Source organism: Azospirillum sp. P4_B5 (assembly GCF_056402275.1).
In genome coordinates this window covers 221,377-234,850 of sequence record NZ_JBFUHT010000012.1, presented here as the reverse complement: position 1 = coordinate 234,850, position 13,474 = coordinate 221,377, and the positions used below count along the sequence as shown (strand labels likewise).

The 13,474-nt window shown below is 69.6% G+C and carries 15 protein-coding genes and 1 tRNA gene; 13 read left to right on the top strand and 3 right to left on the bottom strand.

Annotation, left to right across the window (positions count from 1 at the left end; genetic code table 11):
- Positions 1 to 91 precede the first annotated feature (91 nt).
- The 5 genes from AC1DVI_RS12635 to AC1DVI_RS12615 all read left to right on the top strand — a co-directional run bounded on the left by AC1DVI_RS12635 (position 92) and on the right by AC1DVI_RS12615 (position 4,919).
- On the top strand, positions 92 to 1,465 hold the full coding sequence (locus tag AC1DVI_RS12635; protein WP_476958254.1) for a nucleotidyl cyclase domain-containing protein: 1,374 nt from the start codon (positions 92 to 94) through the stop codon (positions 1,463 to 1,465).
- 146 nt (positions 1,466 to 1,611) lie between these two features.
- Positions 1,612 to 2,631, top strand: a complete 1,020-nt coding sequence (locus AC1DVI_RS12630) for a branched-chain amino acid ABC transporter permease (RefSeq protein WP_149164276.1) — start codon at positions 1,612 to 1,614, stop codon at positions 2,629 to 2,631.
- The gene (locus AC1DVI_RS12625; protein WP_476958253.1) at positions 2,628 to 3,386 is read left to right on the top strand and encodes an ABC transporter ATP-binding protein; all 759 of its coding nucleotides are present in this window, start codon (positions 2,628 to 2,630) and stop codon (positions 3,384 to 3,386) included. Before AC1DVI_RS12630 ends, AC1DVI_RS12625 begins: the two co-directional genes overlap by 4 nt.
- Positions 3,386 to 4,087: an ABC transporter ATP-binding protein gene (locus AC1DVI_RS12620; protein WP_476958252.1), complete on the top strand. Its 702-nt coding sequence runs from the start codon at positions 3,386 to 3,388 to the stop codon at positions 4,085 to 4,087. Before AC1DVI_RS12625 ends, AC1DVI_RS12620 begins: the two co-directional genes overlap by 1 nt.
- The gene (locus AC1DVI_RS12615) at positions 4,077 to 4,919 is read left to right on the top strand and encodes an alpha/beta hydrolase (protein WP_476958251.1); all 843 of its coding nucleotides are present in this window, start codon (positions 4,077 to 4,079) and stop codon (positions 4,917 to 4,919) included. Before AC1DVI_RS12620 ends, AC1DVI_RS12615 begins: the two co-directional genes overlap by 11 nt.
- A 79-nt stretch (positions 4,920 to 4,998) precedes the next feature.
- Here AC1DVI_RS12615 and AC1DVI_RS12610 read toward each other — a convergent pair.
- Positions 4,999 to 5,088: transfer RNA gene (locus AC1DVI_RS12610), tRNA-Ser, on the bottom strand.
- Between the two features lie 209 nt (positions 5,089 to 5,297).
- On the opposite strand from AC1DVI_RS12610, the gene rplU reads away from it, so the two are divergent.
- The 5 genes from rplU to AC1DVI_RS12585 all read left to right on the top strand — a co-directional run bounded on the left by rplU (position 5,298) and on the right by AC1DVI_RS12585 (position 9,133).
- Positions 5,298 to 5,615 (top strand): 50S ribosomal protein L21, encoded by a 318-nt coding sequence (gene rplU, locus AC1DVI_RS12605; protein ID WP_145625065.1) that lies wholly within the window; start codon positions 5,298 to 5,300, stop codon positions 5,613 to 5,615.
- Between the two features lie 33 nt (positions 5,616 to 5,648).
- Entirely contained in the window at positions 5,649 to 5,927 is a 279-nt protein-coding gene (gene rpmA, locus AC1DVI_RS12600) for a 50S ribosomal protein L27 (protein ID WP_145625067.1), read from the top strand.
- 146 nt (positions 5,928 to 6,073) lie between these two features.
- Positions 6,074 to 7,312 carry a GTPase ObgE gene (gene obgE / locus AC1DVI_RS12595; protein ID WP_476958250.1) on the top strand — a complete coding sequence of 413 codons (1,239 nt, stop codon included), beginning with the start codon at positions 6,074 to 6,076 and terminating at the stop codon, positions 7,310 to 7,312.
- On the top strand, positions 7,236 to 8,453 hold the full coding sequence (gene proB, locus AC1DVI_RS12590; RefSeq protein ID WP_476958249.1) for a glutamate 5-kinase: 1,218 nt from the start codon (positions 7,236 to 7,238) through the stop codon (positions 8,451 to 8,453). The genes obgE and proB overlap by 77 nt, the downstream gene beginning before the upstream one ends.
- Positions 8,450 to 9,133 (top strand): HAD family hydrolase, encoded by a 684-nt coding sequence (locus AC1DVI_RS12585; protein ID WP_476958248.1) that lies wholly within the window; start codon positions 8,450 to 8,452, stop codon positions 9,131 to 9,133. Before proB ends, AC1DVI_RS12585 begins: the two co-directional genes overlap by 4 nt.
- A gap of 16 nt (positions 9,134 to 9,149) precedes the next feature.
- Here AC1DVI_RS12585 and AC1DVI_RS12580 read toward each other — a convergent pair whose 3' ends face one another.
- Together AC1DVI_RS12580 and AC1DVI_RS12575 are read right to left on the bottom strand one after the other, a co-directional pair.
- The gene (locus AC1DVI_RS12580; RefSeq protein ID WP_476958247.1) at positions 9,150 to 9,893 is read right to left on the bottom strand and encodes a sulfite exporter TauE/SafE family protein; all 744 of its coding nucleotides are present in this window, start codon (positions 9,891 to 9,893) and stop codon (positions 9,150 to 9,152) included.
- Between the two features lie 108 nt (positions 9,894 to 10,001).
- Positions 10,002 to 10,853 (bottom strand): c-type cytochrome, encoded by an 852-nt coding sequence (locus AC1DVI_RS12575; protein WP_476958246.1) that lies wholly within the window; start codon positions 10,851 to 10,853, stop codon positions 10,002 to 10,004.
- A gap of 181 nt (positions 10,854 to 11,034) precedes the next feature.
- Here AC1DVI_RS12575 and AC1DVI_RS12570 point away from each other — a divergent pair, with 181 nt between their 5' ends.
- The 3 genes from AC1DVI_RS12570 to rsfS all read left to right on the top strand — a co-directional run bounded on the left by AC1DVI_RS12570 (position 11,035) and on the right by rsfS (position 13,466).
- Positions 11,035 to 12,315, top strand: coding sequence for a glutamate-5-semialdehyde dehydrogenase (locus tag AC1DVI_RS12570; RefSeq protein WP_476958245.1), 1,281 nt, complete (start codon positions 11,035 to 11,037; stop codon positions 12,313 to 12,315).
- 102 nt (positions 12,316 to 12,417) lie between these two features.
- Complete coding sequence (locus tag AC1DVI_RS12565) at positions 12,418 to 13,035, top strand: nicotinate-nucleotide adenylyltransferase (RefSeq protein WP_476958244.1); 618 nt, start codon at positions 12,418 to 12,420, stop codon at positions 13,033 to 13,035.
- The gene (gene rsfS / locus AC1DVI_RS12560; RefSeq protein ID WP_476958243.1) at positions 13,032 to 13,466 is read left to right on the top strand and encodes a ribosome silencing factor; all 435 of its coding nucleotides are present in this window, start codon (positions 13,032 to 13,034) and stop codon (positions 13,464 to 13,466) included. Before AC1DVI_RS12565 ends, rsfS begins: the two co-directional genes overlap by 4 nt.
- The last annotated feature ends 8 nt before the right edge of the window (positions 13,467 to 13,474 follow it).

The window sequence follows — 13,474 nt, the reverse complement described above, 5'->3', positions numbered from 1 at the left end:
TGCAGTCGATCCCTTCATGTCCGCACCCATTTCAGGCGACTGCCCTGCCATTGGATGCGCGCTCCCCCAAACCGGAAAGGGAGGCTCGGCCATGGTTTCACACCATCCCTCCGGTCCGGCCAGCACCTCACCGGAACAGAAGGACGGACCCACGCAGTCCTTCGCCCCGGACTCCACCCAGTCCATCGACGAGTCCTTCAAGGAGCGCGCCCGGCAGATCCTGACGCACAGCCAGACGGTCACCGCGGGGTCCGTCCACCTGATCGGCCTGGACGAGATCCGGCAGGAGTTGGGCGACCGCTGGGGCAGTGTGAACGAGCGGGTGCATGTTTACGCCGAGCGCATGCTCAAGAAGGTTCTGTCGCCGCGCGACGTCTGGTTCCGCTACGGCGAGAACCACTACATCATCGTCTTCGCCCAGGCCGACCGGAAATCGGCGCAGCTGACCTGCAGCAAGGTGATGGAAAGCCTGCACCAGGCGCTGCTTGGCCACGCCGACACGCGGCGCATCACCGTCAAGACCGCGGTGGTCGACGTCGGCGGCGGGGTCGCCCTGGACACCGCGCGGCTGGCCGACCTGCTCAAGGACGCCGTCCATGGCCCGGAAGGCACCGCCGCGGCCTCCCCCCCGCCAACCGACGACGCCATTCCCGCGGTGGAGGCGCGGCGCCCGCACTGGACCGAGATGCCGGCGGACACCGTCACGCCGCAGAGTCGCCCCAAGGTCCTGTTCCGTCCGGTCTTCGACGTGAAGCACAAGGTGGTGTCGACCTACTGCTGCCGCACCGACGCCGACACCGCCCGCTATCTGAATTGCATGGACGCTTTCGACCCGGGGCGCGAGGAGGCCGTCTTCGACCTCGACATGGAGACGCTGAGCCTCGCGGTCAGTACCTACAACGAGTTGTACGCCAACAAATTCCGCTACGCCCAGACCATCCCTGTCCATTTCGGCACGCTCGCCTCCAGCCGGCGGCGGCGGGAATACATCCAGGCCTGCCGGATGATCCCGCGCGTGCTGATGCCCTTCCTGGCCTTCGAGCTGGACGGGCTGCCGGCCGGCGTTCCCTATGGACGGCTGGCCGAGATCGTCGCGATGCTGCGCCCCTTCGCCCGCGCCGCCATGGTCATCCTGCACGACGACGCGGGCGACCTGTCGGTCTACGCAACCGCCGGCGTCAAGGGGGTCGGGCTGCGGCTGGACGGGCGGGAGGACGAGCCGCACATCCTGGAGCGGGTGCAGACCTTCTGCCCCGGACCGCGCAAGTTCGGCATGTTCGCCTATGTGGACGGCGTGCGCACCCCGGTGGAACTGGAGACGGCGGAGGCCGCGGGCGCCGCCTATCTGAGCGGCCCCATCGTCGGCGAGGACTCGGAGGTGCCGGAGCACATGAAGCGCTGCACCGAACGCCAGCTTCTCCTGCGGTCGCGGCGGCGCCGCCACCACGACACGCCCTGGGGATGAGCGGGTGGTGATGAGCGGGTGGTGATGAGCGGGCCGGCGCGACCTTTTGTGTTCAAGCCCGCCCATCTGTGCGAAAAGACGGGCCTACCGATTGGCCTGCCGATTGGCCTGTCGGTTGGTTGACCGCCCCTCTTTTCCGGCCCTCCATGCCCCCGACCGCGCCCCGAACCGCCCTGCTCACCCGCCCCCGCATCGCCTTGCTGATCCTGCTGGCCGTCGCGCTGGCGCTCCCCACCGTCGCCGACTGGATGGGGGAACCCTTCTACGTGCGGCTGGCGACGCGCATCCTGGTCTTCGCCCTGGCGGCGGTCAGCCTCGACCTGATCCTGGGCTTCGGCGGGATGGTCAGTTTCGGCCACGCCGCCTTCGTCGGGATCGGCGGCTATGCCGTCGGCATCCTGTTCGCCCACCAGTCGGACGGATCGACGCTGTTCGGCTTTCCCGGAACGGTGAACGGGCTGATCGTCTGGCCGCTGGCCATGCTGGCCGGGGCGCTGGCGGCGCTGCCGGTGGGGGCGATCTCGCTGCGCACCACCGGCGTGCCCTTCATCATGATCACGCTGGCCTTCGCCCAGATGCTCTTCTACCTGATGACCGGGCTGAAGGCCTATGGCGGGGACGACGGCATCGCGCTGTGGAGCCGCTCCACCCTGCCCGCCCCGCTGAACATCGCCGACCACACCACCTTCTATTACGTGGTGCTGGGGCTTCTGGTGGCGGCGCTGGCGCTGGGCTGGCGGCTGGTCAACTCCCGCTTCGGGCGGGTGATCCGCGGCGCCAAGGACAACGAGCGGCGGATGGCCGCCCTCGGCTACCCGGTCACCCGCTACAAGCTCGTCGCCTTCGTCATCGCCGGGGCGCTGGCCGGACTGGCCGGGGCGCTGCTCGCCAACGCCACCATGTTCGTCGGGCCGCAGTATCTGCATTGGAGCCGCTCAGGCGATCTCATCGTGATGGTCGTGCTGGGCGGCATCGGCACGCTGATCGGCCCGGTGCTGGGCGCCGCCGCGCTCCTGCTGCTGGAGGAGTTCGTGCCGGAGCTGATGGACCTCGCCCACGCTGGGCTGGGCGAGCATTGGAAGATCGTGCTGGGGCCGGTGCTGATCCTTCTTGTGCTGTACGCCCGCAAAGGGTTGTGGGGCGTCGTCGCCGGGAGGCGCCCGTGAGCCGCCCCCTGCTGAGCACCGACTCGCTGGTCAAGCGCTTCGGCGGTCTGGCCGCCACCGACGGCCTCTCGCTGTCCGTCGCGGAGGGGGAACTGCACGCCCTGATCGGCCCGAACGGGGCCGGCAAGACCACCCTGATCGGCCAGCTGTCGGGGGAGCTGACTCCCGATTCCGGGACCATCCTGTTCGACGGGCGCGACGTGACCCGCCTGCCCGTGCATAAACGGGCGCGGCGCGGGCTGGCGCGCAGCTTCCAGATCACCTCGATCTTCCCCAGCTTCACGGCGCTCGACAACGTGGCGCTGGCGGTGCAGGCCCACGCCGGGCACAGCTTCCGCTTCTGGCGCGACGCCGGGCGCGACCGGCGGCTGACGGAGCCAGCCCGCGCCGTGCTGGAGCGGGTCGGGCTGGGCGCGCGGGCCGACACCCGCGCCGACGCGCTGGCCCATGGCGAGAAGCGGCAGCTCGAACTGGCGATGGCCCTGGCCACCGGTCCGCGCCTGCTGCTGCTCGACGAGCCGATGGCCGGCATGGGGCCGGAGGACTCCGCCCGCATGGTTGGGCTGCTGCGGGAGTTGAAGGGCGGCGTGACGATCCTGCTGGTCGAGCACGACATGGACGCCGTCTTCGCACTGGCCGACCGCATCACCGTGCTGGTGCGCGGCAAGGACCTCGCCAGCGGCACCCCGGAGCAGATCCGCAACGACCCCGCGGTGCGCGAGGCCTATCTCGGCGACGAGTTGGAGGTCGCCTGATGCTGCGCGTCGCCAACCTGACCGCCGCCTACGGCTCCAGCCAGGCGCTGTTCGGCATGGAGCTGTCCGTCGACGCCGGGGAGGCGGTGACCCTGATGGGCCGCAACGGCATGGGCAAGACCACGACCATCAAGGCCATCATGGGCCTCGTGGCGCCGACCGGCGGCTCCATCGCCTTCGAGGGCGCGGAGATCGCCGGCCGCCCGCCGCACCGCATCGCGCGCGCCGGCATCGCCCTGGTGCCGGAGGGGCGGCAGGTCTTCCCCACCCTGACCGTGCGCGAGAACCTGATCGCCACCGCCGCCAACCGCTTCGCCCGGCGCGATCCCTGGACGGTGGAGCGGGTCCACGCCCTGTTCCCCCGGCTGGCCGAGCGCGCCGGCAACCTCGCCCGCAACCTGTCGGGCGGGGAGCAGCAGATGCTCGCCGTCGGGCGCGCCCTGATGACCAACCCCAAGCTGCTGATCCTCGACGAGGCGACGGAGGGGCTGGCCCCGCTGGTCCGCCAGGAGATCTGGGACTGCCTCGCCCGCCTGAAGGGCGAGGGGCAGGCGATCCTGGTGGTGGACAAGAACGTGCACGCCCTCGCAGCCCTGGCCGACCGCCATCACGTCATCGAGAAGGGGCGGCTGGTGTGGTCCGGCAGCTCCGCCGCCCTGCTCGCCGATCCCACGTTGAAGGAGCGTTATCTTGGCGTCTGAACCCCTGTATGCCGGCATGACCGCCGCCGAGATCGACCGCCAGTACAATTTCCGCAAGCTGGTGCCGGAGCACCCGGCCTATTTCGCCCGCTGGCAGGCGGAAAGCGAGGCGGTGCGCGCCCGGCTCAACGGCCGCTGCGACATTGCCACCGGCCCGCACCCGCGCCAGCGCGCCGACGTCTTCCCCGCCGGGGAGAGCGCGCCGGTGCTGGTCTTCATCCACGGCGGCTACTGGCGCGCCCTGTCGAAGGACCTGCATTCCTTCATCGCCGCACCCTATGTGGAGCGCGGGGTGGCGGTGGTCCTGCTCGGCTACGGCCTGTGCCCGGATGTGACGATGGACGCGCTGTGCGGCCACGCCCAGGCCGGGCTGGACTGGGTGATCGCCAACGCGGCCGGCTTCGGCGGCGACCCGCGGCGGGTGGTGGTGTCCGGCCATTCGGCGGGCGGCCATCTGACGGCGAAGCTGGTCTCGGAGAATCGCGACCGCGTGGCCGGGGGCATCCCGATCAGCGGCCTCTACGACCTGGAGCCGATGCTCGGCTTCGAGGTGAACGAGCAGTTGCGGCTCGATCCCGACTCGGCGCGGCGGTTGAGCCCGATCCACGCCGTTCCCGCCCCCGCCCCGCTGCTGATGCCGGCGCTGGGCGGCCTTGAGACCGACGCGATGCACCGCCAGCAGGCCGACTACGCCCTGGCTTGGGCCGCGCAGGGCAACGCGGTGCGGGAGATCGTGGAACCGGGCGCCGACCATTTCAGCGTGGTCGACCGCTTCGCCGAACCGGGCAGCGCGCTGTTCGAGGCGGCGCTGGCGATGCTCAAGGACAGCTGAGGGACATCCCAGGCCGGAAACGAAAAAAGCCTTCCCGGTCGGGAAGGCTTCTTCGTTTGAGCGTTCGCTCGAATGAGAGTGGCGGATGGGGGGAGATTCGAACTCCCGATACCCTCGCGGGTATGCCGCATTTCGAGTGCGGTGCATTCAACCGCTCTGCCACCCATCCGCTGCCCCGTTTCCGGGGTGGCGCGGAACCTACCCAAAAGCTTTTGGGGATGCAAGCCCTTGTTTGCAGGAAAATGAACGGGAAAATGCCACCATGCCTGTTGACTCCCGGTGGCCCATCAGTTAAATCCCCGCTCTCACGAACGGGCTTGCACCTCAAACGGTGGGCGAGCGGCCCTTCCGTTTGTTTTGAGATAGGCAGTGACGACGATGTTTGCAGTGATCCGCACCGGCGGCAAGCAGTACAAGGTCGCCAATGGCGACGTGATCCGCGTTGAGAAGCTCGAGGCCGAGGCCGGCGCTTCCATCACGCTCAACGACGTGCTGATGGTCAGCGATGGCAGCAGCACCACCCTTGGCACCCCGACGGTTGCCGGCGCCGCTGTGACCGCCGAGATCGTCGCCCAGGATCGCGGTCCGAAGATCATCGTCTTCAAGAAGAAGCGCCGCCAGAACTACCGCCGCAAGAACGGCCACCGCCAGGACCTGACCGTCCTGCGCATCACCGGGATCAACGGCGCCGCCTGAACGGCCGCCGACCAGTCACAGGAGTAACTCCCCATGGCCCATAAAAAAGCAGGCGGCTCCTCGCGCAACGGCCGCGATTCCGCTGGCCGCCGCCTCGGCGTGAAGCGTTTCGGTGGCGAGAACGTCGTCGCTGGCAACATCATCGTCCGCCAGCGCGGCACGAAGTTCCACCCCGGTGAGAACGTCGGCATCGGCAAGGACCACACCCTGTTCGCCAAGGCGAACGGCACCGTGGCCTTCAAGCGCAGCGCCCAGGGGCGCACCTACGTCGCCATCCTGGCGGCGGAGGTCCCGGCGGTCGCGGCCGAGTAATCTCGTCCGGCCCGTACGGTGTATTCGGATGATCGGGGGTTCGGGCAACCGGCCCCCGATTTTCTTTTGTTGATATGGTGGTCACCGCCCCCTTCCCACGGTTGGAGGACGGTGCGCAAACGGTAGATTGGCCGGCACGGTCCCCGATGAAGTTCCTCGATCAAGCCAAGGTGTATCTGAAGAGCGGCGACGGCGGCCCCGGCGCCATCGCCTTCCGCCGCGAGAAGTTCATCGAGTATGGCGGACCGGACGGCGGCAACGGCGGCCGCGGCGGCGACGTCGTGATCGAGGTCGTGAACGGCCTCAACACGCTGATCGATTACCGCTACAAGCAGCATTTCAAGGCGCAGCGCGGCAACCACGGCATGGGCGCCAACCGCAACGGCGCCAGGGGCGAGGACGTGGTCCTGCGCGTGCCGGTCGGCACCCAGATCCTGGACGAGGATCAGGAAACCGTGCTGCTCGACCTGACGGAGCCCGGCCAGCGCGTCGTCTTCCTGAAGGGCGGCGACGGCGGCTTCGGCAACGCCCATTACAAGACCCCGACCAACCGCGCCCCGCGCAAGTCCCACCCCGGTTGGCCGGGCGAGGAGCGCTGGGTCTGGCTGCGGCTGAAGCTGATCGCCGACACCGGCCTGCTCGGCCTGCCCAACGCCGGCAAGTCCACCTTCCTGGCCGCGACCACCGCGGCGAAGCCGAAGATCGCCGACTACCCCTTCACCACGCTGGCCCCCAACCTGGGCGTCGTCCGCGCGGGTGACGAGGAGTTCGTCATCGCCGACATCCCCGGCCTGATCGAGGGCGCGCACGAGGGGCATGGGCTGGGCGACCGCTTCCTCGGCCATGTGGAGCGAACCCGCGTGCTGCTGCACCTGATCGACGGCACGGCGGAGGACGTGGTCCAGTCCTACACCACCATCCGCAACGAGCTGGTCGCCTATGGCGGCAACCTCGCCGACAAGCTGGAGATCATCGGCCTGAACAAGGCCGACGCCCTGCTCGACGAGGAGGTCGCGGAGAAGAAGGCCGCGCTGGAGGCGGCGTCGGGTGCCGAGGTGATGGTTCTGTCCGGCGCCACCGGCCAGGGCGTCCAGGCGGTGCTTTACCGCTTGCTCACGCTCATCAAACAGTCCAAGGAAGAGGAGCCCGACGTCATCCAGGCTCCGGTCACGCGCTCCATCCCCCGGCCCCCGGTCGGCCAGAAGATGGATGACGAGTATGCGGGCTGGAACGAGGAGACGGGCGAGTACGACGATCTCCCCGACGAGCCGGACAGCGACTCCGACGAGGACGGGGACGACTGGGACGATGAAGGCGACGATGACGGTGACGACACCGAACACAGCGGCGACGACGGCGAGCACGACGACAACGCCAAAGGCTGATACCCCCTCCCCGCTCCCCACCCTGCTCGACGCGCGGCGGCTGGTCGTCAAGATCGGCTCCGCCCTGCTCGTCGACAGCGCCACCGGCCGGATGCGCCGCGAGTGGCTGGACGCGCTGGCCGACGATGTGGCCGCCTGCCGCAAGCGCGGGCAGGAGGTGGTGATCGTCACCTCCGGCGCCGTCGCCTGCGGGCGCGAGCATCTCGGCCTCGTCGGGCGCGCCCTGCGGCTGGAGGAGAAGCAGGCCGCCGCCGCCACCGGCCAGATCCGGCTCGCCGCCGCCTATCAGGAGACTTTGGCCCGCCACGGCCTGACCGTCGCCCAGGTGCTGGTGACTCTGGAGGACACGGAGGAGCGCCGCCGCCACCTCAACGGCCGCGCCACCATCGACACGCTGCTGAGGCTGGGCGCCGTCCCGGTCATCAACGAGAACGACACCGTCGCCACGGCGGAGATCCGCTTCGGCGACAACGACCGTCTGGCCGCCCGCGTCGCCCAGATGATCAGCGCCGACACGCTGGTCCTGCTGTCGGACATCGACGGCCTCTACACCGCCGACCCGCGCAAGGACCCCGACGCCCGGCACATCCCGGTCGTCCAGGAACTGACCTCCGACATCGAGAACATGGCGGGCGAGCCGCCGCCCGGCTACAGCTCCGGCGGCATGGTGACCAAGATCGTTGCGGCGCGCGTCGCGCTGGCCGCCGGCTGCCGCATGGTCATCGCCAAGGGCAAGCGCATGAACCCGCTGGCCGCGCTGGAGCAGCGGCCCGAGCAGGGCGGCGCCCTGTGCACCTGGTTCCTGCCCGCCGCCTCCCCCTCCTCCGCCCGCAAGGCGTGGATCGGCGGCAACCTGAACGCCCACGGCACTCTGACCGTGGACGCCGGCGCGCTGTCGGCGCTCGCCCGTGGGGCCAGCCTGCTGCCCGCCGGGGTGCGCGGCGTGGAGGGTGACTTCGAGCGCGGCGACGTGGTAGTGGTCAAGGCGCCGGACGGGCGCGAGGTGGCGCGCGGCCTGACCGCCTACGCCGCCGAGGACGCCCGCCGCATCGCCGGCCGCAAGAGCCACGAGATCGAGGAGATCCTCGGCTACCGGGGCCGCGACGAGATGATCCACCGCGACGATCTGGTGGTGCGGTGAGCGTTCCGATCCTGGCCCGCCCGCCCCTCCAGGCCATCCTGTGGGACATCGACGGCACGCTGCTGGACAGCGAGCCCTGGCACCAGCGCGCCACCATCGCGGTCTGCCGGCTGCACGGCCATGTTATGTCCGACACGGACTACGCGGCCACGCTGGGCGTCGCCTTCCCCGAGCTGTACGCCCGGCTGCACGCCGCCCGCCCCATGGCCCTGACCTTCCGGGAATGGGCGGACGCCATCACCGACCTCTATCTGGAGCGCATCGCCGAGGTCGAGGCGCGGGCCGGCGCCCTGGCGCTGGTCGGCGCCTTCGCGGAGCGGGGGCTGTTGCAGGCCTGCGTGTCGAACAGCGGGCGCCGGGTGGTCGAGGCCAATTTGCGCCACATGAGCAGCCCGCATTTCCTGTTCGGCCTCAGCCGCGACGACGTGAGCAAGGGCAAGCCGGACCCCGAGCCCTACCTGACCGCCGCCGACCGCCTCGGCGTGCCGCCCGCCGCCTGCGCGGTGATCGAGGACAGCCCGACCGGTGCCCGCGCCGCCAAGGCCGCCGGCATGTTGACCATCGCTTGGCCCCAGCACGCCGACCTGCTGTTCGACGCCGCCGACCATGTGGTGGCGGACCCGGCGGCGCTGGATTGGGATAGCCTGTGCGGCCTCGCGGAGCGCATGGCGGCGGATTGACCGCCGCCCGCCCTTTTCACCCCTTGGCGACGAAGAAATAGACCGTCATCGCCACGCCCACGACGATCACGAACTTGCGCAGGATCGGCGGCGGGATGTGGCGGGCGACGGCGGCCCCGGCATAGCCGCCGGCCACGGCAGCCACCATCATGATCAGCGCTTCGTTCCAATAGACCGCACCGCCGAAGACGAAGGCCACCACCGCGACCGCGTTCAGGCAGCCCGAGACCAGCGCCTTCAGCCCGTTCATCGCGTGCAGGTCGGTCAGGCCGAAGACCCCCAGCGTCGCCAGGATCAGGATGCCGATCCCTCCGCCGAAATAGCCGCCATAGATCGCGATGAAGAACTGCACGATCAGCACCGTGCTGTGCCCGACCTTGAAGTTGCGGCGGATGTAGGCCGACACCTTCGGGCCGAAGGCGAACAGCACCGTCGCGAACAACAGCAGCCAGGGGATGATCTCCTCGAACACCCGCTGCGGCGTCCATAGCAGGAGCAGCGCCCCCAGCAGCCCGCCGATCAGGCTGACGCCCAGGAAGGCCGGCAGGCTGACTTCCTTAATCCGCCCCAACTCCCGCCGGTAACCGTAGGCGCTGGCCAGCGCGCCCGGCGATACCGCCACCGTGCTGGTCGCGTTGGCGTTCAGCGGCGGCACGCCGGCCATGATCAGCGCCGGGAAGGTCAGGAAGCTGCCGCCACCGGCCACGGCGTTGAGCACGCCCGCGAAGAAGGCGGAGACGATCAGCAGCAGGGTCAGCATGGGAGGCACGGTCCGGCGGGTGGAAAAGCCCGCGGACTATGCCCTCTTGGCAAAGCTTACGGTACTGCGTTTTCGGCGGTGCGGTATTTCACGCACGGCCGGTGGGGTCTAGCGGGTCGGGGGAAGCGTACGGAGGTAGGCGACCAGGGCGCCCAACTCGCCATCGCTCATGGACTTGTAATAATGATAGCCCATGGGCGGGCTCAGCCGGCTGCCGTCGGGACGTACACCCTCGGTGATCGCCTTACGGATCTCCGCGTCGGTCCAGCCGCCCAGCCCATGTTCCTTGTCCTGCGTGATGTTGCGGGACACCGCGTTGCCCCACGGCCCGGTGAAATTCCGCCCACCGGCCCCCGCACGGGTCATGTCGAGCCGCCCGTCCGGCAGCATCGGCGTGTGGCATTCCATGCAATGGCCGAGCGGGCCGGCCATGTACGCGCCGTACGTCACCGGGTCCGTACGCGGCACCTCGGCCACCGATCCGACCGGCGGTCCGTAGGCGGCGGGCAGCGCCATGCGGTACTCGGACTTCGGGACAGAATGCCGCACCGGCGGCACGCTGCGCAGATAGGCGACGATGGCGCGCAGGTCGCCGTCCGACAGGCCGCGGTAGAAGCCGATGGGCATCGGCGGACCGATCAGGCTGCCGTCGGGACGCTTGCCTTCGCGGATGGCGGCGATCAGCTGCTCGTCGGTCCAGCGGCCGACCCCCGTTTCCGGGTCCGGCGTGATGTTGGAGGCGTAGGCGGTGAAGGGCTCCTCGACGAAGGGCGTCCCGCCGGCCAGTTCCCGCCCCGCGACCGGACCATTCGGCCCCTGCGGCGTGTGGCAGTTGCCGCAGGCGACGATGCCGTTGACCAGGGCACGCCCCCGCTCCAATGGTGTTTCCGCCCAGGCCGATCCCCCCAGGCACACCACCCCAACGGCCACGGCAGCGCCGCGGCGGACCAGCCGGTTCATGAAAGGCTCCTTCGCCAATGTTGCATGACGGCACGCTAACCACGCAACAATCCGCGGCCCAGGCTGAATGTTGAGTATTCCACTCAGCTTTTCGGCTTAAGCGGCATGGCTTTCGCGGAAACGCAGGATCGGCTATGGTTCCGGCCCTTTTCAATTGGCGAACGCCACTGGAGTGAGACCGATGTCCGCCCTGCTTGAGACCACCGACGCCTTGCACGATCAGATGCTCGCCCTCGGCCGCGCCGCCCGCGCCGCCGCGGCGGAGCTGGCGACCGTGCCAAGCCCGTCGAAGGATCAGGCCTTGCGGGCGGCGGCCGCCGCAATCCGCGCCCGCAAGGCGGAGATCCAGGCGGCCAACGACGCGGATGTCGCCGCCGCCCGTGAGCGCGGCCTCGCCGGTCCCATGATCGAGCGCTTGGCCCTCAACGATGCCCGCATCGAGGCGATGGCCAAGGGGCTGGAGGACATCGCCGCCTTCCCCGATCCCATCGGTGGCGTCATCGCCGAATGGACCCGCCCGAACGGGCTGGCCATCCAGCGCGTGCGCGTGCCGCTGGGGGTGATCGGCATCATCTACGAGAGCCGTCCCAACGTCACCGCCGACGCCGGCGGCCTCTGCCTGAAGTCGGGCAACGCGGCGATCCTGCGCGGCGGGTCGGAGAGCATCCGCTCGTCCCGTGCCATCGCCGCCTGTCTGGCCGACGGGCTGCGCGCCGCCGGGCTGCCGGAAGCGGCGATCCAGCTCGTCCCGACCACGGACCGGGCGGCGGTCGGCCACATGCTGACCATGCGCGACTATATCGACGTGATCGTCCCGCGCGGCGGCAAGTCGCTGATCCAGCGCATCGCCGAGGAGAGCCGCATCCCGGTCATCAAGCATCTGGACGGCAACAACGCCGTCTATGTCGATGCCGGGGCCGAGTTGGAGAAGGCGCGCAAGGTGGTGATGAACGCCAAGATGCGCCGCACCTCGATCTGCGGCGCCGCCGAGACGCTGCTGGTCGACCGCCGGATCGCCGACGCGGTCCTGCCGGTTCTGGTGAAGGACCTGCTGGACGCCGGCTGCGCCGTCCGTGGCGACGCCGCCGCCCAGGCCGCCGACCCGCGCGTGACGGCGGTGACGGCGGAGGACTGGGACACCGAGTATCTCGACGCGATCATCGCCTGCGGCGTGGTGGACGGGGTGGACGGGGCGATCGAGCACATCAACCGCCACGGCTCCCACCACACCGACGCCATCGTGACCGAGGACCCGGCGGCGGCGGAGCGCTTCCTGCAGCGCATCGACAGCGGCATCGTGCTGTGGAACGCCAGCACCCAGTTCGCCGACGGCGGCGAGTTCGGCATGGGCGCCGAGATCGGCATCTCCACCGACAAGTTCCACGCCCGCGGCCCGGTGGGGGCGGAGCAGCTGACCAGCTACAAGTATGTCGTGCGCGGCGATGGCCAGACGCGGCCGTAACACGTCCATCCACGAGCCCCCCTCCCAACCTCCCCCCGCTTCGCAGGGGGAGGAGTCAATCCCCTCCCCTGCGCAGCGGGGGAGGGTTAGGGTGGGGGCTCCGTGAAACCACCCCCCCACCGCTACGCCGGCCCGCTCCACGCCGGCCTGCGCGTCGGGCTGCTCGGCGGGTCCTTCAACCCGGCCCACGCCGGGCACCGGCACATCAGCCTGTACGCGCTGAAGGCGCTGGGGCTCGATCAGGTGTGGTGGCTGGTCAGCCCGCAGAACCCGCTGAAGCCGGTGAGGGGCATGGCGCCGCTCGCCGAGCGGATGGAGGAGGCCCGGCGCACCGCCCGCCATCCGGCTATCCGGGTCACCGCCATCGAGCGGGAGCTTGGCACCCGCTACACCGCCGACACGCTGGCCAAGCTGACGCTCCGCTTCCCCAAAACACACTTCGTCTGGCTGATGGGGGCGGACAATCTTCAGCAAATCCCCCGCTGGCGGCATTGGACGCGCATCTTCCGGCTGGTGCCGGTTGCAGTTCTCGCCCGACCAACTTATTCTATAGGGGCGCTTGGTGGCATAGCCGCTCAGCGCTATGCCCGTCGCCGGGTGAGCATGCACAAGGCCAAGGGGTTGGCCGGTTCGAAAACACCGGCCTGGATTTTTCTCCGCAACCCGCTGCATCCGGCTTCGGCGACGGCGATCCGCCGGGCACGCGCCAGCGGGTCGTGACCCTGTATCGCGAGGTAGGTACCATCAACACGTTCATCGAACCGGCCGCGCCCGTTGTGCGGCCCGCGCCCGTTCCCCAGCCGGACGAACTGAAGGCGCTCGTCGAGACGTCCCTGGACGACGATCAGGCCGAAGACGTCGTCGTCATCGACCTTGCCGGCAAGACCAGCTTCGCCGACTACATGATCGTGGCGTCGGGCCGAAACACCCGGCACATCGCCGCCATGGCCATGAAGCTGGCCGACCGCATGAAGCAGGCCGGTCTGCGCGGCGTCGAGATCGAAGGCCTGAACCAGTGCGACTGGGTTCTGGTCGACGCCGGGGATGTCATCATCCACCTGTTCCGCCCGGAAGTCCGGACCTTCTACAACATCGAAAAGATGTGGGGTCTGGACACGCCGCGGCCCTCCGCCGAGCGCATGAGCGCCTGACGGACAAC

Bases quoted from the DNA above. Each gene is read 5' to 3' on its own strand.
- AC1DVI_RS12575 (WP_476958246.1), bottom strand. From the start codon at position 10,853: ATGAACCGGCTGGTCCGCCGCGGCGCTGCCGTGGCCGTTGGGGTGGTG.
- rplU (WP_145625065.1), top strand. From the start codon at position 5,298: ATGTTTGCAGTGATCCGCACCGGCGGCAAGCAGTACAAGGTCGCCAAT.
- AC1DVI_RS12580 (WP_476958247.1), bottom strand. From the start codon at position 9,893: ATGCTGACCCTGCTGCTGATCGTCTCCGCCTTCTTCGCGGGCGTGCTC.
- AC1DVI_RS12570 (WP_476958245.1), top strand. From the start codon at position 11,035: ATGTCCGCCCTGCTTGAGACCACCGACGCCTTGCACGATCAGATGCTC.
- rpmA (WP_145625067.1), top strand. From the start codon at position 5,649: ATGGCCCATAAAAAAGCAGGCGGCTCCTCGCGCAACGGCCGCGATTCC.
- obgE (WP_476958250.1), top strand. From the start codon at position 6,074: ATGAAGTTCCTCGATCAAGCCAAGGTGTATCTGAAGAGCGGCGACGGC.
- AC1DVI_RS12635 (WP_476958254.1), top strand. From the start codon at position 92: ATGGTTTCACACCATCCCTCCGGTCCGGCCAGCACCTCACCGGAACAG.
- AC1DVI_RS12630 (WP_149164276.1), top strand. From the start codon at position 1,612: ATGCCCCCGACCGCGCCCCGAACCGCCCTGCTCACCCGCCCCCGCATC.
- AC1DVI_RS12620 (WP_476958252.1), top strand. From the start codon at position 3,386: ATGCTGCGCGTCGCCAACCTGACCGCCGCCTACGGCTCCAGCCAGGCG.
- proB (WP_476958249.1), top strand. From the start codon at position 7,236: ATGAAGGCGACGATGACGGTGACGACACCGAACACAGCGGCGACGACG.